This is a genomic window from Streptomyces indicus (assembly GCF_900100315.1).
GTDB classification, from domain to species: domain Bacteria; phylum Actinomycetota; class Actinomycetes; order Streptomycetales; family Streptomycetaceae; genus Streptomyces; species Streptomyces indicus.
In genome coordinates this window covers 244,022-265,741 of sequence record NZ_FNFF01000002.1, presented here as the reverse complement: position 1 = coordinate 265,741, position 21,720 = coordinate 244,022, and the positions used below count along the sequence as shown (strand labels likewise).

Below are 21,720 nucleotides of genomic sequence, written 5' to 3'. Positions count from 1 at the left end.
ACACGTGCCGTGCCCGCACCCTGGAGGACCGCATCACCGCAGGTGACCGGGGTCATCCCGGTAGAGGGTGCCGCGTTGTCGGACCCGCGTGCGATGCTCGGCGCTGTGGAGACCAGGTCCGTCAGTCCGGTGTTCGTGGGTCGTGCCGATGAGCTGACCGTGTTGAACGATGCGCTCGCCCGCGCCACCGCCGGCGAGCCGCAGGCCTTGCTGCTCGGCGGTGAGGCGGGGGTGGGCAAGACCCGTCTCCTGGAGGAGTTCTGCGCCGCCGCGGCGAAGGACGGCGCGGTCGTCGCGGTGGGCGGGTGCGTCGAAATCGGCGCCGAGGGGCTGCCGTTCGCGCCGTTCTCCACCGCGCTCCGCTCCCTCCTGCGCGAGCTCCCGGACGAGATGGCCGCCGCCGCGGCCGGCCAGGAGGAGCAACTGGCCAGGCTGCTCCCCGAGTTGGCCGACCCCGCCCGCCCGCCGGCGCACGGCCTGCAGGGCGAGGACGAAGGCATGGCCCGCCTCTTCGAGCTCACGGTCCGCCTGCTCGAACGGGTCGCCGCCGAGCGCCCCCTCGTGCTCGTGCTCGAAGACCTCCACTGGGCCGACGCCTCCACGCGCCATCTGCTCACCTACCTCTTCCGTACGCTGCGCAGCGGCCGCCTCGTCGTGATCGCCTCGTACCGCGCCGACGACATCCACCGGCGCCACCCGCTGCGCCCCCTCCTCGCCGAGCTCGACCGGCTGCGCACCCTGCGCCGCATCGAGCTGTCCCGCTTCACGCGCGGCGAGGTGCGCCGCCAGCTCGCCGGCATCCTCGCCGCGCAGCCCGAAGAGGCCCTGGTGGAGCGGATATTCGAGCGCAGCGACGGCAATGCGTTCTTCGTCGAGGAGCTCGCCTGCTCCGACGACGACTGCGACCACGCCCTGCCCGAGACGCTGCGCGATGTCCTCCTGGTACGGGTCGAGGCGCTGCCCGAGCACGCCCAGCGCGTGGTCCGCGTGGTGGCCGAGGGCGGCTCCACGGTGGAGTACGACCTGCTCGCCGCCGTCGCCGGGCTCGGTGAGGACGAGCTGATCGAGGCCCTGCGCGCCGCCGTCGGCGCCAACATCCTGCTCGCCACCCCGGCCGGCGACGGCTACCGCTTCCGGCACTCCCTGGTGCGCGAGGCCGTCAGCGACGACCTGCTGCCGGGGGAGCGCTCCCGGCTCAACCGGCGCTATGCGGAAGCCCTGGAGGCCGACCCCGGACTGCTGCGCGCCGACGAGCGCGCGCCGCGCCTGGCCAGCTACTGGTACTGCGCGAAGGACGCCGCCAAGGCCCTGCCCGCCATCCTGACCGCCGCCGTCGTGGCCCGCCGGCGCTTCGCCTTCTCGGAGCAACTGCGGCTCCTGGAGCGGGCGATGGAGCTCTGGGAGCTGGTGGGCGACGAGGTGCGCGGCCGGCTGCGGGCCGCCGACTACACCGAGGCGTACCCGCCGTGCGGCAGCGACCCCGGGACCAAGCCGCTGCAATACCTCGACCTGATGGCGGAGGCGGCGATCGCGGGCCGCTTCTGCGGCGAGCGCGAGCGCGCCCTGAAGATCACCAAGCGGGCGCTCCGTCTCCTGGAGGAGGAGCCGGACGCGCTGCGCGAGGCCTGGTTCTGGAACCAGAAGTCCTGGCTGTTCACCTCCCTCGGCCGCGGCGACGGCTGGCCGGAGCTGGCCCGCGCCGAGGAGCTCCTGCGCGGCCTCGAACCCTCCCCGGTGCACGCCGAGATCCTCGCGTACCGCGCCACCTGGGGCTCCCTGCACCACCCGGGCCCCGAGACCTTCGTCGCGGCCGAACGGGCCGTGGAGTACGCGCGGATGGTCGGCGCCACGGACATCGAGTCCAATGCGCAGCTCACGCTCGGCGGACTCCTCGTGGAGTCCGGCCAGATCGACGAAGGCCTCGAGCTGATGCTGGCCGTGCGCGGCAAGGTCTCGGGTGGCCGGCTCACCCGGGACCTCACGCGCGTCCACGTCAATCTGCCGTCCGTACTCGAAGGCGTGGGCCGCTCGGCCGAGGCCATCGCGTACGGCCGCGAGGGCATCGAGTTCTGCCGGCGCTACGGGCTCGCCGACGCCGAGGGCTGGGTCTGGGCCAACCTCGCGGAATCCCTGATCAGTTACGGCAAGTGGGACGAGGCGGTGGCAGCGGTGGCCGAGGTCGGCCGTACCGCCTCCAGCGCAAAACCCCGCGTGGGGGCCGCCGAGCGGCTGGCCAGGCTCGCGCTGTACCGCGGCGAGTGGGAGGCCGCGGCCGGCCATCTCGCCCAGGCCCGCAGGCTCTACGGCAGCCAGGACCCGCAGCCGCAGTACCTCATTCCCCTTGTACGCCTCTCCCTCGGCGTCGCGGCGGGCGAGGGCCGGATCGCCGATCTGCGCGCCGAGTTGGCGCAGACCCTGGAGCAGGGCTTGCCGCCGGGCACCCAGCGCTATGCCTGGCCGCTGCTGCTGACCGCGGCGGTGGCCGAGGCGGACGCCCGCGGGCTGCCCGCCGCCGAGGCCGGCCGGGAGCGGGCGATCGAGCTGATCCGCCGCGCGGCGAAGACCGTGGCCACGCCCGTGCCCGTATGGCAGGGGTACGAGCGGTGGGTACGGGCCGAGCTGCTGCGCGCCGAGGACCGCGCGACGCCCGAGGACTGGGCCGAGGTGGTCGAGCCCTTCGAAGCGGCCGAGCGCCCCTACGGACTGGCCCGCGTCCACTACCGCTACGCGGAGTCCCTGCTGACCTCCGGCACCGGCGACCTCGTCCGCGCCCGCGCCCGCGACCTGCTCCTGGCGGCCCGCGAGGTGGCCGAGACCCTGTCCGCGAAGCCGCTCATCGAGGACATCTCACTGCTGGCCCGGCGCGCCCGCCTCACGCTCACCGAGGACCGGCCGGCGCTCACGGAAGCGGACACGGCCCCGGACGACCCCCTGGAGACCTTCGGCCTGACGAGCCGCGAACGGGACGTCCTCGGCCTGGTGGCGGCAGGCCAGACCAACCGCGGCATCGCGGAGTCCCTGTTCATCTCCCCGAAGACGGCAAGCGTCCACGTCTCCAACATCCTGGCGAAACTGGGCGTGACAAGCCGAGGCGAGGCAGCGGCCTTGGCCCACCGGCTGCGGTTGTTCTGAGCGGGGGGCGTCCGGGCCGGGCGAGGTGGGCCGCCCGGCCCGTGGTCTGGCGCCCTGCCTGTGGTCCGGGGCCCGCCCGCCGACGACGAGCCGGACCTGTCCCGCGCGCGGGCCGTGGCCCTGTGCCGTCCGTGGGTCGGGGCCTGTCTCTCCGGTGCTCCGGAGGCTTGTTCCGCCGTGCGCGGGAGCCTGTCTCCCGGTGCTCGGGAGGCCCGTCACGCCCGCTCGTGCTCCGGAGCCTGCCGCGGCTGTGAGCCCGCGCCATCCGTGGCGGTGCCGAACCTGTCTCGCCTGCCGGCCGGATTCCGAGTTGCCCTGGTGGGCCGGAACCGGTTCGCCTGTGGACCGGATCCGAGTCGCCCCGCGGACCGGATCCGAGTCGCCCGTGTGGTCCGGAGCCCGTGCCGCCCATGGGCCGGGACCCGCCCCGCCCATGCTCCGGCGCCGTCTCCGGCCGGGACCGGCGCCCTCCCCGCACCATCCGCAGCCCGCACCATCCGCAGCCCGCACCATCCGCAGCCCGCGCCACCCTCCGGCCGCCCCTGCCTCGCCCATCCCCGAGCCCCGCTTCGGGAATTTCCCGGGCCCCGTCTCCGTTGGTCAGGCAGAGCCCACCCCTGGAGGTGCAGGATGTTCAACCTGATCGAAGAGCTCTTCAATCCCGGCCGCAAGCACACGGACGAGGAACGCAAGCGCCTCGCCCTGACCAAGGTCGACATCAACGACGGCGATCCCGGCAAGGGCGAGATCGACCTCAGCTCGGGCAAGGTCGTCATCCGCGTCCCCGCTCAGCCGAAGGAGTAGCCGGGCGCGGGCCCGGCCCCCACTGCTCCTCCGGGCCCCTTGCTCTACCGCCGCCTTCCGGGCTCGCCCCGCGCGCGTCCTACTCCACCTCCACCACGAGCACCTTGTCGTCCCCGCCCTCGGGCGACCCTCGGCCGTCGGTCTCGCTGGTCACCACGTACAGCCGGTTCCCACCCGCGGGCAGCACGGTCCGCAGTCGGCCGTACTCGCCCTCCAGGAACGCCTGCGGCTTCGCGAGCGCCTTCGTGCCGTCCAGCGGGATCCGCCACAGCCGCTCGCCACGCAGCCCCGCCATCCAGATCGACCCCTTGGCCCAGGCGATGCCACTGGGCGAGGCCTCGTCGGTGGACCACTGCTCCACGGGGTTCACGAACTCCGACTCATCGTCCGACTTGCCCTCGACATCGGGCCAGCCGTAGTTCTTGCCGGGCCCGATCTGGTTCAGCTCGTCCCACGTGTTCTGGCCGAACTCGGCGGCCCACAGCCGCTGTTCCTTGTCGAAGGCGAGCCCCTGCACATTGCGGTGGCCCCACGAGTACACCACCGAGTCCGCCTCCGGGTTCCCCGGCGCGGGATCGCCCTCGGGCGTCATCCGCAGGATCTTGCCGCCCAGGGATTTCCTGTCCTGCGACAGACCTGTGTCCCCGGTCTCGCCCGTACCCGCGTACAACATCTTGTCCGGGCCGAACGCGATCCGCCCGCCGTTGTGGTTCGACCCCTTCGGGATGCCCCGCAGCACTGTGTCGGGCGCGCCCAGCTGCTGCCCCGCGGGCTTCTTCTCGTCGTACTGCAGCCGCACGATGCGGTTGTCCGACGCGGTGGTGAAGTACGCGTACACATACTGGTCCGAGGCGAACGCGGGGGAGAGGGCGAGGCCCATCAGGCCGCCCTCGCCGCCGGGCGCCACGCCGGGCACCTCGCCGATCTCGGTCTTCTTGCCGCTCTCCGCGTCGATCCTGGTGATCGTGGCCTCGTCGCGCGAGGAGACGAGCAGGTCGCCGTCGGGCAGGGCGGCGAGCCCCCAGGGCGACTTGAGGTCCGCGGCCAGCGTCTTGACCACCTTCGCCGAACCCTCCGCCGGCGGCAGGTCCGGGTCGGGCTTGCCCGAGGCCGAGGGCTCGCCCTGCTTGCCCGGGGTCGAGGCGCGCGGGCTCTCCTTGGGGGAGCCGTCCCCGTCGCCCGAACAGGCGGAGAGCAGCAGCACGGAGGCGGCCAACACGGCGGGTACTGCGGTTCGTTGCACAGCCGAGGTCCCTTCGACGATCGCGGTCCTATCGTTCATACACCGCTCGGGCCGCCCGGGTTCCCACAACTTCTCCCCGCGCCCGGCCCACCGCACCGGGATCGCCTGCCCCGCCCGGCGGTCCGGCCGGTCAGCACACACGGGCCACGCGCGTGCGCCGCGGATCCTCGTACGCCCGCAGCCGCCCACCAGCCGTCAGCGGCCAACCGCCCACCACCAGCCCTCAGCGGCCAACCATCAACCGCCAGCCTTCTGCGGCCAACCGTCAGCCACCACCCGACGAGCCACCCCGATCACCGCGCGCCATTCACCCGACCCCCGACCCCCGACCCCCGCCGCCCGGCCACCGCCCCACCCACCTACTCCCAAGACCCCACCCCAGCCGGCAACTCCGCGATCTCCCGCAGGTCCTCCTCGCCGAGCCGCACCCCCGCCGCGCCCGCGTTCTCCGCCGCCCACGCCGCGCGCTTCGTGCCCGGCACCGGCACCACGTGGCGGCCGCGCGTCAGGACCCAGGCCAGCGCGATCTGCGCGGGGGTGGCGCCGTGGCGGTCGGCGATGCGGCGCAGGCCCGCGACGATCGGCTGGTTCGCCGCCATCATCTCCGCCGTGAACCGAGGGTGCCTGGCCCGCAGATCGTCGGGCTCGAAGCCCTCGCCCGGCGTCAGCGTCCCCGTCAGGAACCCGTTCCCGAGCGGCATCGCCGCCAGGAACCCCACCCCGCGCGCCGCACACCACGGCAGCAGCGCGTCGAGCGCCTCGGGCGACCACACCGACAGCTCGGCCTCGACCGCGCTCACCGGGAACACCTGCTGCACCCGCTCCAGTTGGCGGATCGTCGCGTCGTGCAGCCGCGCGCCGGGACGCCGCCCCGCCCGCGCGCCCACCGCGCACAGCCCCAGCGAGCGCACCTTCCCTGCGGTCACCAGCTCCGCCATCGCGCCCCAGGTCTCCTCGACCGGCACCTCGGGGTCCGCGCGGTGCAGCTGGTACAGGTCGATCACATCGGTCCCCAGCCGCCGCAGCGAGGCGTCGCAGGCCCGCTTCACGTACGAGGGACGCCCGTTGGCGACGATGTGCTGCTCGCCCACCAGCAGTCCCACCTTCGTCGAAACGAAGGCGTCCGCGCGCCGCTCCTTCAACACCCGCCCGAGCAGCAGCTCGTTGGTGAACGGCCCGTACATGTCGGCCGTGTCGAGCAGCGAGACCCCCGCGTCCAGTGCGGTGTGCACGGCCCGCAGCGACTCCTCGCCGTACTGCTGTGAAGCGGTGTACGCCCAGCTCATCGGCATACAGCCGAGCCCGATCGCGCCCACTTCGAGTGCCGCCGAGCCGACCGTCCTGCGCTCCACCTGGCTGTGCCTCCCCTTCGACCGACGGGCCCCAAACTAACCTCTCGCCTCCCGCCCGCGGCCAACGGCCCCGCGCCGATTAGCCTCCTGACCATGACCGCAGACGTATGGCTCCCCTTTGCCGCCGAGGACATCGACGGCCTGCCCGAAGGCCTCACCTACCACTTCTGGGACGGTGCGTCGGACTTCCCGGCCGACCCCGCCGACTGCGCGTACTACGTCGTCCCCTATATGAAGGGCCCCGAGATCGCGGTACGGCCCATGCCGCGCATGAGCTCCGTCCAGGTCGTGCAGACCCTCTCCGCGGGCGTGGACCACGTACAGGGCGGACTCGGCTCGCTGGCGCCGGGCGTGCGCCTGTGCAACGCGAAGGGCGTGCACGAGGCCTCCACCGCCGAGCTCACCCTCGCCCTGATCCTCGCCTCGCTGCGCGGCATCCCCGGATTCGTGCAGGGGCAGCAGCAGGAGGAGTGGCGCGCCGGCTTCTATCCCGCGCTCGCCGACAAGTCCGTGCTCATCGTCGGATACGGATCGATCGGCGCCGCGATCGAGGACCGGCTCGCGCCCTTCGAGTGCGCGCGGGTGGCGCGCGTCGCGCGCTCCGCACGCACCACGGAGCGCGGCCCCGTGCATCCGCTCGGCGAACTGCCCGCCCTGCTCCCCGAAGCCGACGTGGTGATCCTCTCCACACCCCTCACGGACGCCACCCGCCACCTGGCCGGCGCGGACTTCCTCGCGCGTATGAAGGACGGCGCCCTGCTGGTGAACGTCGCGCGCGGTGCCGTGGTCGACACCAAGGCCCTGCTCGCGGAGCTGGAGTCGGGCCGCATCCGGGCGGCGCTCGACGTCACGGACCCCGAGCCGCTGCCCGCGGGTCACCCCCTGTGGCATGCGCCCAACCTGTTGATCAGCCCTCATGTGGGTGGCTCCACCTCGGCGTTCGAGCCGCGTGCGAAGCGGCTGCTCGCGCGCCAGCTGACCCGCTTCGCGGCCGGGGAGCCCCTGGACAACGTGGTCCTCACGACGGAGTGAGCCGCCCCGGCGCGGGCGCGCGCACCGCGGCCTGACGCCCCAGGACACTCGAACGCCCCACACGCTCAACGGAGTTCGGCCAGACTGCACTGCGGGCGTACGGAGAGCCCCCGTCTCGGTACGCTCTGCAACATTTCCCCGGCGCAGGGCACCCGCGGCGACCTCGGTCGTCACGGAGAGTAGAGGAACTATGTCCCTGAGTGACGAGACTGGTGTATCGTCCCGACAGGGGCTGCGCCGTGCACTGTTCGGCGCCGGGAAGAGACCGGGTGCGCCGGGATACGCCGGGGACACACACAAGGCACCGAACTGCGAGGGGGGCGACGGGCGATGCACGGCCTATGGACGAACATTCCGACGCGGCAGGACCGCCGACAGCGGCCCTCGCATGCGCCGACCTGCCGCAGACCGATCACCGCGCAGCCGCGTGCACACCGCCGGACGACGGCGCGCACGCAGCCGCCGGGAAGGCCCCCGGGCGGAGCCTGGGGGAGGCCGACGAGCCCGGTCCGGGCGGCGCGGTGAGCACCCCGGGGGCGCTTCTCACCCGCCGTGCCGCACCGATGGGCGGCAGGGCGGGACTCCTGTCCCAGCTGACGCTCGCCCTGATCTGCGCGGGCTATGCGGTGGGCTCCGCCCTCGGCTGGGGATCCGAACAACTCGCCTTGATCATGGGCGACTTCGGCCTGAGCGTCGCCGCGGCCACCGCGGCCGTCTCCTGCTTCCTCTACGGGCGCAGCAGCGAGAGCCGTTTTCGACCCGCCTGGCTCCTCTTCGCCCTCTCCTCCGCGATGGCGGCCCTGGGCAATGCGGTCTGGGGCTGGTACGAGGTCGTGCTCGGCATCGAGGTGCCCAGCCCCAGCATCGCCGATCTGTTCTTCCTGTGCTTCGCGCCGCCCGCGATCGTCGGCCTGCTCGTCCTCGCCAAGAGGCCGGTCACCAAGGCCGGTTGGGTCTGCCTGGGCCTCGACGCCTGGCTGATCGGCGGCTCGCTGCTCACCCTGTCGTGGAGCCTGGCCCTCGCGCACAACTCGCAGCTGGACGGCCGCAGCGTGCCGCACGCGGCGCTCGACCTCGCGTATCCGCTGCTCGACATCGTGCTCGTGAGCATGGTGCTCGCGCTGCACTTCCGGCGCTCCTCGGCCAACCGCTCGGCGATCAACACCGCGATCGCCGCCCTCGCGCTCACCGTGATGTGCGACGCGCTGTTCACCTCCCCGCTGCTCAAGGCCACCTACCGCTCCGGTGAGCTGCTCGACGCGGGCTGGTTCGCCGGCTCGCTGCTCCTCGCGTACGCGCCGTGGGTCGGCACCCGCGGCGGCCCCGCGGTCGAGCACCCCCGTGTGGTGCGGCGCGCGACGGTCCGCACGCGCGGCCGGCTCGGCGGCTCGATCTCCGCGCTCACGCCGTATCTGGCCGCCGCCGTCTGCACGTTGGGGATCCTCTACAACACGCTCAACGGCCGCAGCGTGGACCGCGTCGTGCTCTTCACGGCCTGCACCGTGGTGCTCGCCCTGGTCGTACGGCAGGCGATCATGCTCGTCGACAACATCACGCTCACGCAGGAGCTGGCCCAGAAGGAGAACCACTTCCGCTCCCTGGTCCAGGGCTCCAGCGACGTGATCATGATCGCCGCGCCCAGCGGCATACTGCACTACGTCAGCCCGGCCGCCTCCGGCGTCTGGGGACGCAGCGCGGAGGAGCTCAAGGGCTCCGAGCTGGCCGACCTCATCCACCCCGAGGACCTCGGCCGCGTCGCCCACGAGATCCGCCGCTTCCTCACGGCCAATCCGCTCGAGGAGCCGACCACCCGTATCGAATGCCGCTTCAAGTCCGGCTCGGGGGACTGGCTCAACGTGGAGTCGACGGTCAACCGGCACCAGGGCGGCGGCCTGCTCTTCAACAGCCGCGATGTGACCGAACGGGTCCGCCTCCAGGCCCAGTTGCAGCACAACGCGGAGCATGACCCGCTCACCGACCTGCCCAACCGGGCCTTGTTCACCAAGCGCGTGGGCCAGGCGTTGCACGGCCGCCGCGCCACCGACCGCGGCACCGCCGTGCTCTTCATCGACCTCGACGGCTTCAAGGCGGTCAATGACCGGCTCGGCCACCAGGCCGGCGACGACCTGCTCGTCCAGGCCGCCCGCCGCCTCGCCGACTCCGTGCGGCAGGGCGACACCGCGGCCCGCCTCGGCGGCGACGAGTTCGCCGCCCTGATCGTCGGCGACGGCACCCGCGACCACGCGGCCCGCGAGCGCCACATCCAGGAGCTCGCCGACCGCCTCAGGGTGACGCTCTCGCAGCCGTACGAAGTGGACGGCAGCAATGTCCGCGTCGCCGCCTCGATCGGTGTCGCCTTCGCCGAACCGGGCATCTCCGCGGGCGACCTGCTGCGCAACGCGGACCTGGCGATGTACCGCGCGAAGGCCGCGGGCAAGGGCCGCGTGGTGATGTTCGCGCCCCAGATGAAGGCCGAGGTCGTCCGCAAGGCGGAGCTGGCCACGCGCCTGCGGTCGGCCCTGCACGAGGGCGAGTTCGCCCTGCTCCACCAGCCCGTCGTACGGCTGGACACCGGCCGTATCACCGCGGTCGCCGCGCAGGCGCGCTGGCGCAGCGCCCAGGGGATCCTGTTCACCCCGGCCGAATTCCTGCGGGTCTCCGAGGACACCGACCGCACCGCCGAGCTCGGCCGCTGGCTGCTCGAAGAGGCCGTCGAGCAGGCCGCCGAGCGCGGTGCCACCGGCCACGCGGTGCCGGTCTCCGTACGGATCAGCGCGGCCCGCATCCTCGACCGCTCGATGCCGCTCGGCAGCGTGGAGGCGCTCCTGACCCGGCACGGGCTGCCCTCGGGCGCCCTGATCGTGGAGCTCGCCGACCACGACCCGCGGATCCCGTTCGACGAGTTGGAGCGGCGCCTGACCGCCCTGCACCGGCTCGGCGTCCGCATCGCCCTGGACGGCTTCGGCAACGGGTATGCGGCCATCACCGCACTGCGCCGGCTCCCCGTGGACGTACTGAAGCTGGACCGCTCCCTCGTCGAGGGCGTGGTGGAGTCCGCCCGGCTGCACAAGATCACCAGTGGTCTCCTGAAGATCGCAGGCGATCTCGGTCTCCAGTCGGTGGCGGAGGGCGTGGATCTGCCCGAACAGGTGGTGGCGCTGCGCGCGATGGGCTGTACTCACGCGCAGGGCATGGCCTTCTCCGGCCCCTTGGACGAGTACCGCCTGCGGCGTGCGCTGGCCTCCGGGCACTACCCGCTGCCGCACGGCCCGATCGAGCCTGTGTTCGCAGGAGGGACGGTCGTCCGTTCACATAATGAGACGGCTGTCCCACCCACTTGACAGTCCCCTGGCGCTGGAGAGAGGGTCAGTGCCATGCGCACCCGAATTCTCGTACTTGGAAAGCGCGTCGGCTGAAGCTGAGCCTTCTGGACAGGACCTAGAACGCTCAGCGCACCGCACCGACGCGCTCCCCTCGCTTGCCTCCGGGCACGGGGGGTTTTTTGTTGCACAGGCACCGCCCAAAAGCATCCATAAGCACCGCCCGTAAGCTCGAAAACCCTCGCATAACCACCCTCAGCATCGAGAAGAGACGCCGATGACCGAGCAGGCCACCGGGGCCCATCCGCAGCCGCGGCCCCGATCCTCTGGACAGCAGCAGACCGCCCCCGTCGAGCACGTCACGGGCGCGCAGTCCCTTATTCGTTCGCTCGAGGAAGTCGGGGCCGAGGTCGTATTCGGCATCCCTGGCGGCACGATCATGCCCGCCTACGACCCGCTGATGGACTCCACGAAGGTCCGGCACGTCCTGGTCCGCCACGAGCAGGGCGCAGGCCACGCCGCAACGGGTTACGCGCAGGCCACCGGCAAGGTCGGCGTCTGCATGGCCACCTCGGGCCCCGGCGCCACCAACCTGGTGACCGCGATCGCGGACGCGCACATGGACTCGGTGCCGATCGTCGCGATCACCGGTCAGGTCAACTCCAAGAACATCGGTACCGACGCCTTCCAGGAAGCCGACATCGTGGGCATCACGATGCCGATCACGAAGCACAACTTCCTGGTCACCAAGGCCGAGGACATCGCGCCCACCATCGCCGAGGCCTTCCACATCGCCTCGACCGGGCGCCCCGGCCCCGTCCTCGTCGACATCACGAAGGACGCGCAGCAGGCCCAGACCACCTTCAGCTGGCCGCCGCAGACCGACCTGCCCGGCTACCGCCCGGTGACCAAGCCGCACGCCAAGCAGATCCGCGAGGCCGCGAAGCTGATCACCCAGGCCAAGCGCCCGATCCTGTACGTCGGCGGCGGTGTCCTGAAGGCCCACGCCACGGCCGAGTTGAAGGTCCTGGCCGAACTCACCCAGGCGCCCGTCACCACCACCCTGATGGCGCTCGGCGCGTTCCCCGACAGCCACCCGCTGCACGTGGGAATGCCGGGCATGCACGGTGCGGTCACCGCCGTCACCGCGCTGCAGAAGGCCGACCTGATCGTCGCCCTCGGCGCCCGCTTCGACGACCGCGTCACCGGCAAGCTGGACTCCTTCGCCCCGTACGCGAAGGTCGTGCACGCCGACATCGACCCGGCCGAGATCGGCAAGAACCGTGCGGCCGACGTGCCGATCGTCGGCGATGCCCGCGAGGTCATCGCCGACCTGATCCAGGCGATCCAGGCCGAGCACACCGAGGGCAACACCGGTGACTACAGCGCCTGGTGGGAGGACCTCAACCGCTGGCGCAAGACCTACCCGCTCAGCTACGACCAGCCCGAGGACGGCTCGCTCGCCCCGCAGCAGGTCATCGAGCGGATCGGCAAGCTCGCCCCGAAGGACACGATCTTCGCCGCGGGCGTCGGCCAGCACCAGATGTGGGCCGCGCACTTCATCGACTACGAGCAGCCCGCGACCTGGCTCAACTCCGGCGGCGCCGGAACGATGGGCTACGCGGTCCCGGCCGCGATGGGCGCCAAGGCCGGCCAGCCCACCCGTACGGTCTGGGCGATCGACGGCGACGGCTGCTTCCAGATGACCAACCAGGAGCTGGTCACCTGCGCGCTGAACAACATCCCGATCAAGGTCGCCATCATCAACAACGGCGCCCTGGGCATGGTCCGCCAGTGGCAGAACCTGTTCTACGACGGCCGCTACTCCAACACCGTCCTGCACGGTGACAAGACCAACCACAGCCCCGGTTCGCAGGTCGGCGAGAGCGAGGCCCCGCGCAAGGGCACCCGCGTCCCGGACTTCGTGAAGCTCTCCGAGGCCATGGGCTGTGTCGCCCTGCGCTGCGAGGACCCGGCCGAGCTCGACGCCGTCATCCAGAAGGCGAACGAGATCAACGACCGCCCCGTCGTCATCGACTTCATCGTCCACGAGGACGCGCAGGTGTGGCCGATGGTCGCCGCCGGCACCTCCAACGACGAGGTCATGGCCGCCCGCGACGTCCGCCCGGACTTCGGCGACGGCGCGGACGACTGAGGACGAGAGACGGAAAAGGAAGACAGACGCCATGTCCAAGCACACGCTCTCCGTTCTCGTCGAGAACACGCCCGGCATCCTCGCCCGGATCGCCGCCCTGTTCTCGCGGCGCGGGTTCAACATCGACTCGCTCGCGGTGGGAGTCACCGAGCACCCCGACATCTCCCGCATCACCATCGTGGTGAACGTCGAGGACCTGCCGCTCGAACAGGTCACCAAGCAGCTCAACAAGCTCGTCAACGTGCTGAAGATCGTCGAGTTGGAGCCCGGTCAGGCCGTCGCCCGTGAACTCGTTCTGGTGAAGGTGCGCGCCGACAACGAGACCCGCTCGCAGATCGTCGAGATCGTGCAGCTGTTCCGCGCCAAGACCGTGGACGTCTCGCCCGAGGCCGTCACGATCGAGGCCACCGGCTCCAGCGACAAGCTGGAGGCCATGCTCAAGATGCTGGAGCCCTTCGGCATCAAGGAGCTCGTCCAGTCCGGCACCATCGCCATCGGCCGCGGCTCGCGCTCCATCACGGACCGCTCGCTGCGCGCACTGGACCGCAGCGCGTAGCAGTTCCGGTCGCGGCGGGCAGCCGGCGCGACCGGATCCGACCGCATCGTAAGACCGTCAGACCCCTTTCCCCCGCCCGCCGTACGGTGGGACGCAACACCAGTACACCGAGGAGATTTCCAGTGGCCGAGCTGTTCTACGACGCCGACGCCGACCTGTCCATCATCCAGGGCCGCAAGGTCGCGGTCATCGGATACGGCAGCCAGGGCCACGCCCACGCGCTGTCGCTGCGGGACTCGGGCGTCGACGTCCGCGTCGGTCTGCACGAGGGCTCCAAGTCCAAGGCCAAGGCCGAGGAAGAGGGTCTGCGCGTGGTCACGCCCGCCGAGGCCGCCGCCGAGGCCGACGTCATCATGATCCTGGTCCCGGACCCGATCCAGGCGAAGGTCTACGAGGAGTCCATCAAGGACAACCTCAAGGACGGTGACGCCCTGTTCTTCGGCCACGGCCTCAACATCCGCTTCGACTTCATCAAGCCGCCGGCGAACGTCGACGTCTGCATGGTCGCCCCGAAGGGCCCGGGCCACCTGGTCCGCCGCCAGTTCGAGGAGGGCCGCGGCGTTCCGTGTATCGCCGCCGTCGAGCAGGACGCCTCGGGCAACGCCTTCGCGCTCGCCCTCTCGTACGCCAAGGGCATCGGCGGCACCCGCGCCGGCGTCATCAAGACCACCTTCACCGAGGAGACCGAGACCGACCTGTTCGGTGAGCAGGCCGTCCTGTGCGGTGGCGCCTCCGCGCTGGTCAAGGCGGGCTTCGAGACGCTGGTCGAGGCCGGCTACCAGCCCGAGATCGCGTACTTCGAGTGCCTGCACGAGCTGAAGCTCATCGTCGACCTCATGTACGAGGGCGGCCTGGAGAAGATGCGCTGGTCGATCTCCGAGACCGCCGAGTGGGGCGACTACGTCACCGGCCCGCGCATCATCACGGACCAGACCAAGGCCGAGATGAAGAAGGTCCTGGCCGAGATCCAGGACGGCACCTTCGCCAACAACTGGATGAAGGAGTACGAGTCGGGCCTGCCGAAGTACAACGAGTACAAGAAGCAGGACGAGAACCACCTCCTGGAGACCACCGGCAAGGAGCTGCGCAAGCTCATGAGCTGGGTCGACACCGAGGCGTAAGCCCGTACGGCGCGAGGGCCGGACCACGGCGGTCCGGCCCTCCCGCGTACCACTGGAATCGCACTGGACACTCTGTCGAACCCCGTACGAGTGATCCTTCCGCTCCGGCGGATTACGGGACCTTCGGCCCCACTACACTGCTCAACTACATACGCGTCAGGCCCACAGCGTCGTGCGTCTTCCACGCGGCAAGCCACCTCCACCGCCTGCGGCCACGGGACGGCCGCCTGCACTGGAACCTGCGAGGACTCACGTGAGCACTGCTGCCACCGGCAAACCTGTCGTACTCATCGCTGAAGAGCTGTCGCCCGCGACCGTCGACGCGCTCGGCCCGGACTTCGAGATCCGCCACTGCAACGGAGCGGACCGCGCCGAGCTCCTGCCCGCCATCGCCGACGTCGACGCGATCCTGGTCCGCTCGGCCACCAAGGTCGACGCCGAGGCCATCGCCGCCGCGAAGAAGCTGAAGGTCGTCGCCCGCGCCGGCGTCGGTCTCGACAATGTCGACGTCTCCGCCGCCACCAAGGCCGGCGTCATGGTCGTCAATGCGCCGACCTCCAACATCGTCACCGCCGCCGAGCTCGCCTGCGGTCTGCTCATCGCCACCGCGCGCAACATCCCGCAGGCCAACACCGCGCTGAAGAACGGCGAGTGGAAGCGCTCGAAGTACACGGGCGTCGAGCTCAGCGAGAAGACCCTCGGCGTCGTCGGCCTGGGCCGCATCGGTGTCCTGGTCGCCCAGCGCATGTCGGCCTTCGGCATGAAGATCGTCGCGTACGACCCCTACGTGCAGCCCGCCCGCGCCGCCCAGATGGGCGTGAAGCTGCTGACCCTCGACGAGCTGCTCGAGGTCGCCGACTTCATCACCGTGCACCTGCCCAAGACCCCCGAGACCCTCGGTCTCATCGGCGACGAGGCGCTGCACAAGGTCAAGCCGCACGTCCGCATCGTCAACGCCGCGCGCGGCGGGATCGTGGACGAGACCGCGCTGTACTCGGCGCTCAAGGAGGGCCGCGTCGCCGGCGCCGGCCTCGACGTGTACGCGAAGGAGCCCTGCACGGACTCCCCGCTCTTCGAGCTCGACCAGGTCGTCTGCACCCCGCACCTCGGCGCCTCCACGGACGAGGCGCAGGAGAAGGCCGGTATCGCCGTCGCCAAGTCGGTGCGCCTCGCGCTCGCCGGCGAGCTGGTGCCGGACGCGGTCAACGTGCAGGGTGGTGTCATCGCCGAGGACGTACGCCCGGGTCTGCCGCTCGCCGAGAAGCTCGGCCGGATCTTCACCGCGCTCGCCGGCGAGGTGGCCGTCCGCCTCGACGTCGAGGTCTGCGGCGAGATCACGCAGCACGACGTCAAGGTGCTCGAACTGTCCGCTCTGAAGGGCGTGTTCGAGGATGTCGTGGACGAGACGGTCTCGTACGTGAACGCGCCGCTGTTCGCGCAGGAGCGCGGCGTGGAGGTGCGCCTGACCACGAGCTCGGAGTCGCCCGACCACCGCAACGTGGTCACGGTGCGCGGCACGCTCGCGGGCGGCGACGAGGTGGCCGTGTCCGGCACGCTCGCCGGGCCCAAGCACCACCAGAAGATCGTCGGCATCGGTGAGCACGAGATCGAGCTGGCCCTCGCGGACCACATGGTCGTCCTGCGCTACGCGGACCGCCCGGGTGTCGTCGGCACCGTCGGCCGCGTGCTCGGCGAGGCCGGTCTCAACATCGCGGGCATGCAGGTCTCGCGCGCCGAGGAGGGCGGCGAGGCGCTGGCCGTCCTGACCGTGGACGACACGGTGCCGCCGGCCGTGCTCACGGAGCTGGCCGAGGAGATCGGGGCGGTCTCGGCCCGGTCGGTCAACTTGGCGGAGTAGTCGGTACGTTGAGGGGGCCCGGTCACCGTTCGCGGTGACCGGGCCCCCTCATGCGTTCCGAGCTCCGTTCGTCACGCTCACACGCCCGAGGGTGTGAGCTCCTCGGTCTCGGCCTGAGGTGAGCGCACCCGCACCTTCCGCAGCGTCACCGCCGCGACCCCCGCCGCCACAAGCAGAATGCTCACGCCCACCGTCGCGGCCACATGCATCCCGCTCGTGAACGCCTCCCGGGCCGCCGCGAGCAGGGCCTCGCCCGCCTTGCCGGGCAGCGCCTCGGCCACCGCGACCGCTCCGCCGAGCGTCTCGCGGGCCTCCGGCGGCGCGGAGGCGGGGGCCTGGGCGTGGTAGACCGCGTTGCCGATCGAGCCGAGCAGCGCCATGCCCATCGCGCCGCCGAACTCCGTACCGGTCTCCAGGAGTGAGGAGGCGCTGCCCGCCTTCTCGGGCGGCGCCGCACCCATCGCCAGGTCGGTGAGCACCGCGCCGATGATCACGGCACCGCCGGCGAGGACACCGGCCGCGACCAGGACCGTCCACATCGAGTCCGTGCCGGCCGGGAGCAGCAGGGCGAAGCCGGCCGCCGAGGTCAGGAAGCCGGTGGCCACGACGGTGGCCCGGTTCACGCCGCGCTGCACGAGCACCGTCGCGACCGGGGCCGCGAAGCCGATCAGGACCGAGGGCAGCAGGGCCCAAAGGGCCGCCTCCATCGCGGACTTGCCGAGCACCGACTGCAGGTACTGCGTGGTGAAGTAGGCCGAACCCATCATCGTGATCGACGAGACGAGGTTGAGCGAGACGGCCGACCCGAACCCGCTGCGGCCGCGGAACAGGTCCGGCGAGATCATCGGGGACGCCGAGGTGCGCTGCCGCCGCACGAACAGGGCGGCGAAGACCAGACCGACGGCCACCCACACCGCGTACGCGAGCTCGAAGCCCTCGGCCGCGAACTCCTTGAGGCCGTAGACCACCGGCAGCACCGCGGCCATCGACAGCGGCACGCTCACCCAGTCGAAGCGCCCGGGGGCCGGGTCCTTGAACTCGGGGATCAGGACCGGCGCGAGGAGGAGCAGGAGCGCCATCGCCGGCAGGTTCACCAGGAAGACCGAGCCCCACCAGAAGTGCTCGACGAGCACACCGCTCATCACGGAGCCGAGCGCGACCCCGGAGACCATCACGGCCTGCCAGATCCCGATCGCCTTCGCGCGCTCACCCGCGTCCCGGAACATGTTCCTGACCAGGGCCATCGTGGACGGCATCAGGGTCGCGCCGCCGATGCCGAGCAGGGCGCGGGCCGCGATCAGCATCTCGGCGCTCTGTGCGTACGCCGCGAGCACCGAGGCCGCCCCGAAGGCCGCGGCGCCGAACAGCAGCAGCTTGCGGCGGCCGATGCGGTCGCCCACCGAACCCATCGTGATCAGCAGGCCGGCGAGCACGAAGGCGTAGATGTCGAACATCCACAGCTGCTGGGTGCCGGAGGGCTCCAGGTCGGCGGTGATCGCGGGCACCGCGAAGTAGAGGACCGAGACGTCCATCGAGACCAGCATCAGCGGCAGCATCAGGACCGCAAGTGCCGTCCATTCCTTGCGCGTTGCCCGCTCGGGGACGGTGCCCTGCTCCTGCGGGGGGCCCGGGGTGGTGCGCGGTGAGTTCGTCATGACAGCGACTGTACGGACGTATTAAACGCCTGTCTAGTACGAGTGTGTAAAACGCTCGTCTTGTACGTGTGTCTGCGCGCTGGGTAGGCTGTCCGGCATGGGACACCGTGAGGATCTGCTCGAAGGCGCGAAGCGCTGTCTGCTGGCCAAGGGCTTCGTCGGCACGACGGCGCGCGACATCGTCAAGGAGTCGGGGACCAACCTCGCGTCGATCGGCTACCACTACGGCTCGAAGGACGCGCTGCTCGCCGAGGCCTACATCGCGTTGGTCAGCTCCGCGTCCGCGGACTGGGAGCAGGCGAGCTTCGCGACGCGGCCCGGCTCGCTGGAGCGCTTCGAGGAGGTCTGGGGCGGGGTCGTGCGGACCATGAAGGAGCCCGGCTCCGTGTGGCGGCTCAGCATCGAGATCATCGCCATGGGCGACAAGATGCCCGCCGTACGGGACTACCTGGCCAAGGAGCAGGCCGAGGGCGGCCGCGGGTTCATCGCGATGCTCATGGGGGTCGAGGAGGCCGCGGTGTCCGACGACGAGGTCGCGACCCTCGGCAAGTTCCTCACCACGATGATGACGGGGCTGATCGCGCAGTACTCGTTCGCCCCGGAGACGGCGCCGAGCGGGCGCGAGCTGACGGAGGGGCTGCGGCGGCTGATGAAGGCGGCGGACGGCGCGGAGTCCTGACGGACCCCGTCCGCCCTGCATACGCGTCCGCTCTGCGTCCTCAACTGCTGCATCCTCAACTGCCTTGGAGGCGGGCTGTCTTGAGCGCCATGTGCAGCAGCAGCCGGTCCTCGCCGGCGTCCAGGTCGAGGCCGGTGAGTTGTTCGATGCGGGACAGCCGGTAGTAGAGGGTCTGGCGGTGGATGCCGAGCGCGGCCGCCGTCCGGCCCGCCTGGCCGGCGTGGTCGAGGAACACCTCGGCGGTGTGGGCGAGTTCGGGATGGCGCAGCAGTGCGGTGACGGCGGGGTCCTGCGCGGCGCCGGGCGGCAGCGCGGTCAGCAGCCGGTACGGGCCGAGTCCGGACCACTCGGCGATGCGTGCCCCGTCCTCCTTCGTACGGGAGGGTCCGCCATGGCCGGACCCGTCGCGCGCGGCGGCGGTACGGGCCGCGGCGAGCGCCTCCCGCCAGGCGTCCGGCAGTTCGGCCAGGCCGCGCCGGGCGCCGCCGATGCCGGCCGCGGCCCGGGCGGGGGCCGTGGACAGCAGCCGGGTCGCGACCGCGCGGGCGGGGGAGAGGGCGTCGGTGGCGCGCACCCGTACGAGGGCGGCGAAAGCCGTGGGTGCCTGGTCGTCGTCGGCGGCGGGCGGCACGGAGCAGGCGGCGACGGTGCCGGGGACGCGCAGCGCGCTGGTGCCGGTGCCGGGCCACGGGGTCACGCAGACGACCGTGAGCAGGTCGTCGGCGCCCGGGCCGAGCGCGGCCCGCAGCGCGGCCACGGCCATGTCGCGCTGCCAGCCGCGGCCGCTGGTCAGGACGGCCCGCAGCTCGCGCGTGACGTCCTCGCCGGCGCTCGCCTCGTCGGCGAGCAGCACGCCGATGCGCTCGGTCACGTCCATCGCGGCGGCGAGCTGCTCGGCGCTCGGGCCCGGGTCGGTGTCGAGCAGCCACACGTAGCCGTGCACGACGCCGCGATGCCGTACGGGAAGGCAGATGCGGGCCCTGAGCACCCCCGCGTCGGGGGCCGCGGGGATCCGAACGGGCTCGGTGGCACGAGCGATCCCGTACCCCTCGAACCAGGCGCGCACGGCGGCGGTGGACTTCCGCGTCAGGATCGACCGCGTCCGCACGGGGTCCATCTCGATCTCGTCGTCGCCTTCGTGCGCGCCGAAGGCGACGAGACGGAAATCGCGGTCCTCGAGGGTCGCGGGTGCGCCGAGGAGGGCGGAGATCTCGTCCACGAGGTCCTGGTAGTCGCCTTTCACGGGTTCCATTCTGGGGGAGGGGCGGGGTGGGTTCCTTTGTGGGTGTGGGTGTGGGTGTGGGTGCGGGTGCTGGTGTGGGTGCGGGTGCGTCGTGGTTGCGGTGGGGCGCCTGCGGCGGGCGGATTTCCCCTACCCGCCCCTTCCCGAAACCGGGGGCTCCGCCCCCGGACCCCGTTTGGGGCTCCGCCCCTTGCCCCCTGTCGCGCTGAACGCGCTCGTCCTCAAGCGCCGGACGGGCTGAGAGGTGCCCCATCCGTCGAAGGGGGGGCCGGGGTGCAGGGGGCGTGGGGTGCGCGGGGCGGGGGTGCAGGAGCGAGGGCGTGGGGCGGGGGTGCAGGGACGGGGTGCGTGTGGCCGGGGTGGCGTCAGCCCCCGAAGAACCCCGCGCCGCGGAGCGGCGCAGCACAGTGCGGCGCAGGCGCAGGGCAAGCGCACCGCACCCTCATACAGATGTACGAGATCCACGGCACGGATGCGTGACACCTGTAGATGGCCCCGAATCGGCGGGATCCTTAGGTTTCACGGAGGTTCTCCGTGCCGTTCCCGGATCGTTGACGTTTCCTGGTGCGGCACCCCTGACCCCCCGTAAAATTGGAGGTGCCCCGTGCTGGGTCCCGTGATCCTCGCCGCGTCCCGCAGCGACAAGATGCGCCGTTTCGTCTCTGCCGCACCGGGCACCAAGCAGGTCGTCGACCGGTTCATCGCCGGCGAGACCGTCGACCAGGTGATCCCGATCGTCCAGGAGACCGCGGCCAAGGGCCTGGAGCTCACACTGGACGTCGTCGGCGAGGACATCACCACGGTCGAGCAGTCGTACGCCGCGCGTGACGCGTACCTGGAGCTGATCGAGCGTCTGAAGGACCTGGGCCTGGGCACCAAGGCCGAGATGTCCGTGAAGCTCAGCATGTTCGGCCAGGCCCTCGAAGGCGGCCACGAGCTCGCACTCGCCAACATCAAGCCCGTCGTCGCGGCCGCCGCCGCCATCGGCACCACGGTCACGCTCGACGCCGAGGACCACACCACCCTCGACTCGATGTTCGCAATCCACGAGGAGCTGCGGAAGGACTTCCCGCAGACCGGCTGCGTCATCCAGGCCTACCTGTTCCGCACCGAGGACGACGCCCGCCGCCTGGCCGCCGCCGGCTCCCGGGTGCGTATCGTGAAGGGTGCGTACAAGGAGCCCGCAGAGGTCGCGTACCAGGACAAGGCCGAGATCGACAAGGCGTACGTCCGCATCCTGAAGATCCTCATGGAGGGCGACGGCTACCCGATGATCGGGTCCCACGACCCGCGCCTGATCGCCATCACGCAGGAGCTCGCCCGTCGCGCGGGCCGCAAGCTCGACGACTACGAGTTCCAGATGCTGTACGGCATCCGCAGCGAGGAGCAGGAGCGCCTCGCGGCCGAAGGCCACCGGATGCGGGTGTACACCGCGTACGGCACCGACTGGTACGGCTACTTCATGCGCCGCCTCGCGGAGAAGCCGGCCAACCTCCTCTTCTTCGCCCGCTCGATCCTCACCAAGGGCTGAGCCCCCTCCGGCAGTAACGACACCCCTCACAAAGGAGTT

General features: G+C 71.5%; 14 protein-coding genes. 10 read left to right on the top strand and 4 right to left on the bottom strand.

The features are described 5' to 3' along the window. Window positions 1-93: 93 nt before the first annotated feature. Both BLT97_RS07715 and BLT97_RS37780 read left to right on the top strand, forming a co-directional pair. Window positions 94-3,132, top strand: coding sequence for a helix-turn-helix transcriptional regulator (locus tag BLT97_RS07715; protein WP_093608340.1), 3,039 nt, complete (start codon window positions 94-96; stop codon window positions 3,130-3,132). A 630-nt stretch (window positions 3,133-3,762) separates the two neighbouring features. Continuing rightward, window positions 3,763-3,936: a DUF6191 domain-containing protein gene (locus BLT97_RS37780; protein ID WP_176953687.1), complete on the top strand. Its 174-nt coding sequence runs from the start codon at window positions 3,763-3,765 to the stop codon at window positions 3,934-3,936. 79 nt (window positions 3,937-4,015) lie between these two features. On the opposite strand, the gene BLT97_RS07710 is transcribed toward BLT97_RS37780, so the two are convergent. Next, the gene (locus BLT97_RS07710) at window positions 4,016-5,218 is read right to left on the bottom strand and encodes a PQQ-dependent sugar dehydrogenase (RefSeq protein ID WP_093608013.1); all 1,203 of its coding nucleotides are present in this window, start codon (window positions 5,216-5,218) and stop codon (window positions 4,016-4,018) included. Between the two features lie 320 nt (window positions 5,219-5,538). Then, on the bottom strand, window positions 5,539-6,531 hold the full coding sequence (locus tag BLT97_RS07705) for an aldo/keto reductase (protein ID WP_093608012.1): 993 nt from the start codon (window positions 6,529-6,531) through the stop codon (window positions 5,539-5,541). A 93-nt stretch (window positions 6,532-6,624) separates the two neighbouring features. On the opposite strand from BLT97_RS07705, the gene BLT97_RS07700 reads away from it, so the two are divergent. The 6 genes from BLT97_RS07700 to serA all read left to right on the top strand — a co-directional run bounded on the left by BLT97_RS07700 (window position 6,625) and on the right by serA (window position 16,573). Next, window positions 6,625-7,563 carry a 2-hydroxyacid dehydrogenase gene (locus tag BLT97_RS07700; protein ID WP_093608011.1) on the top strand — a complete coding sequence of 313 codons (939 nt, stop codon included), beginning with the start codon at window positions 6,625-6,627 and terminating at the stop codon, window positions 7,561-7,563. Between the two features lie 563 nt (window positions 7,564-8,126). Further along, window positions 8,127-10,904 carry a putative bifunctional diguanylate cyclase/phosphodiesterase gene (locus BLT97_RS07695; protein WP_176953710.1) on the top strand — a complete coding sequence of 926 codons (2,778 nt, stop codon included), beginning with the start codon at window positions 8,127-8,129 and terminating at the stop codon, window positions 10,902-10,904. A 256-nt stretch (window positions 10,905-11,160) separates the two neighbouring features. Beyond that, a complete protein-coding gene (locus BLT97_RS07690; RefSeq protein WP_093608009.1) occupies window positions 11,161-13,038 on the top strand; it encodes an acetolactate synthase large subunit in 1,878 nt (625 codons plus the stop codon). 31 nt (window positions 13,039-13,069) lie between these two features. Next, window positions 13,070-13,594, top strand: a complete 525-nt coding sequence (ilvN, locus tag BLT97_RS07685) for an acetolactate synthase small subunit (protein WP_093608008.1) — start codon at window positions 13,070-13,072, stop codon at window positions 13,592-13,594. Between the two features lie 122 nt (window positions 13,595-13,716). Then, entirely contained in the window at window positions 13,717-14,715 is a 999-nt protein-coding gene (ilvC, locus tag BLT97_RS07680) for a ketol-acid reductoisomerase (RefSeq protein ID WP_093608007.1), read from the top strand. A 253-nt stretch (window positions 14,716-14,968) separates the two neighbouring features. After that, entirely contained in the window at window positions 14,969-16,573 is a 1,605-nt protein-coding gene (serA, locus tag BLT97_RS07675) for a phosphoglycerate dehydrogenase (RefSeq protein ID WP_093608006.1), read from the top strand. A 77-nt stretch (window positions 16,574-16,650) separates the two neighbouring features. Here the strand turns inward: serA and BLT97_RS07670 are convergent, their stop codons facing one another. Continuing rightward, window positions 16,651-18,228 (bottom strand): MFS transporter, encoded by a 1,578-nt coding sequence (locus tag BLT97_RS07670; protein ID WP_093608005.1) that lies wholly within the window; start codon window positions 18,226-18,228, stop codon window positions 16,651-16,653. Between the two features lie 97 nt (window positions 18,229-18,325). On the opposite strand from BLT97_RS07670, the gene BLT97_RS07665 reads away from it, so the two are divergent. Next, on the top strand, window positions 18,326-18,907 hold the full coding sequence (locus BLT97_RS07665) for a TetR/AcrR family transcriptional regulator (RefSeq protein WP_093608004.1): 582 nt from the start codon (window positions 18,326-18,328) through the stop codon (window positions 18,905-18,907). A 55-nt stretch (window positions 18,908-18,962) separates the two neighbouring features. On the opposite strand, the gene BLT97_RS07660 is transcribed toward BLT97_RS07665, so the two are convergent. Continuing rightward, entirely contained in the window at window positions 18,963-20,159 is a 1,197-nt protein-coding gene (locus tag BLT97_RS07660; protein WP_093608003.1) for a PucR family transcriptional regulator, read from the bottom strand. A gap of 595 nt (window positions 20,160-20,754) precedes the next feature. Here BLT97_RS07660 and BLT97_RS07655 point away from each other — a divergent pair. After that, entirely contained in the window at window positions 20,755-21,681 is a 927-nt protein-coding gene (locus BLT97_RS07655; RefSeq protein ID WP_093608002.1) for a proline dehydrogenase family protein, read from the top strand. The last annotated feature ends 39 nt before the right edge of the window (window positions 21,682-21,720 follow it).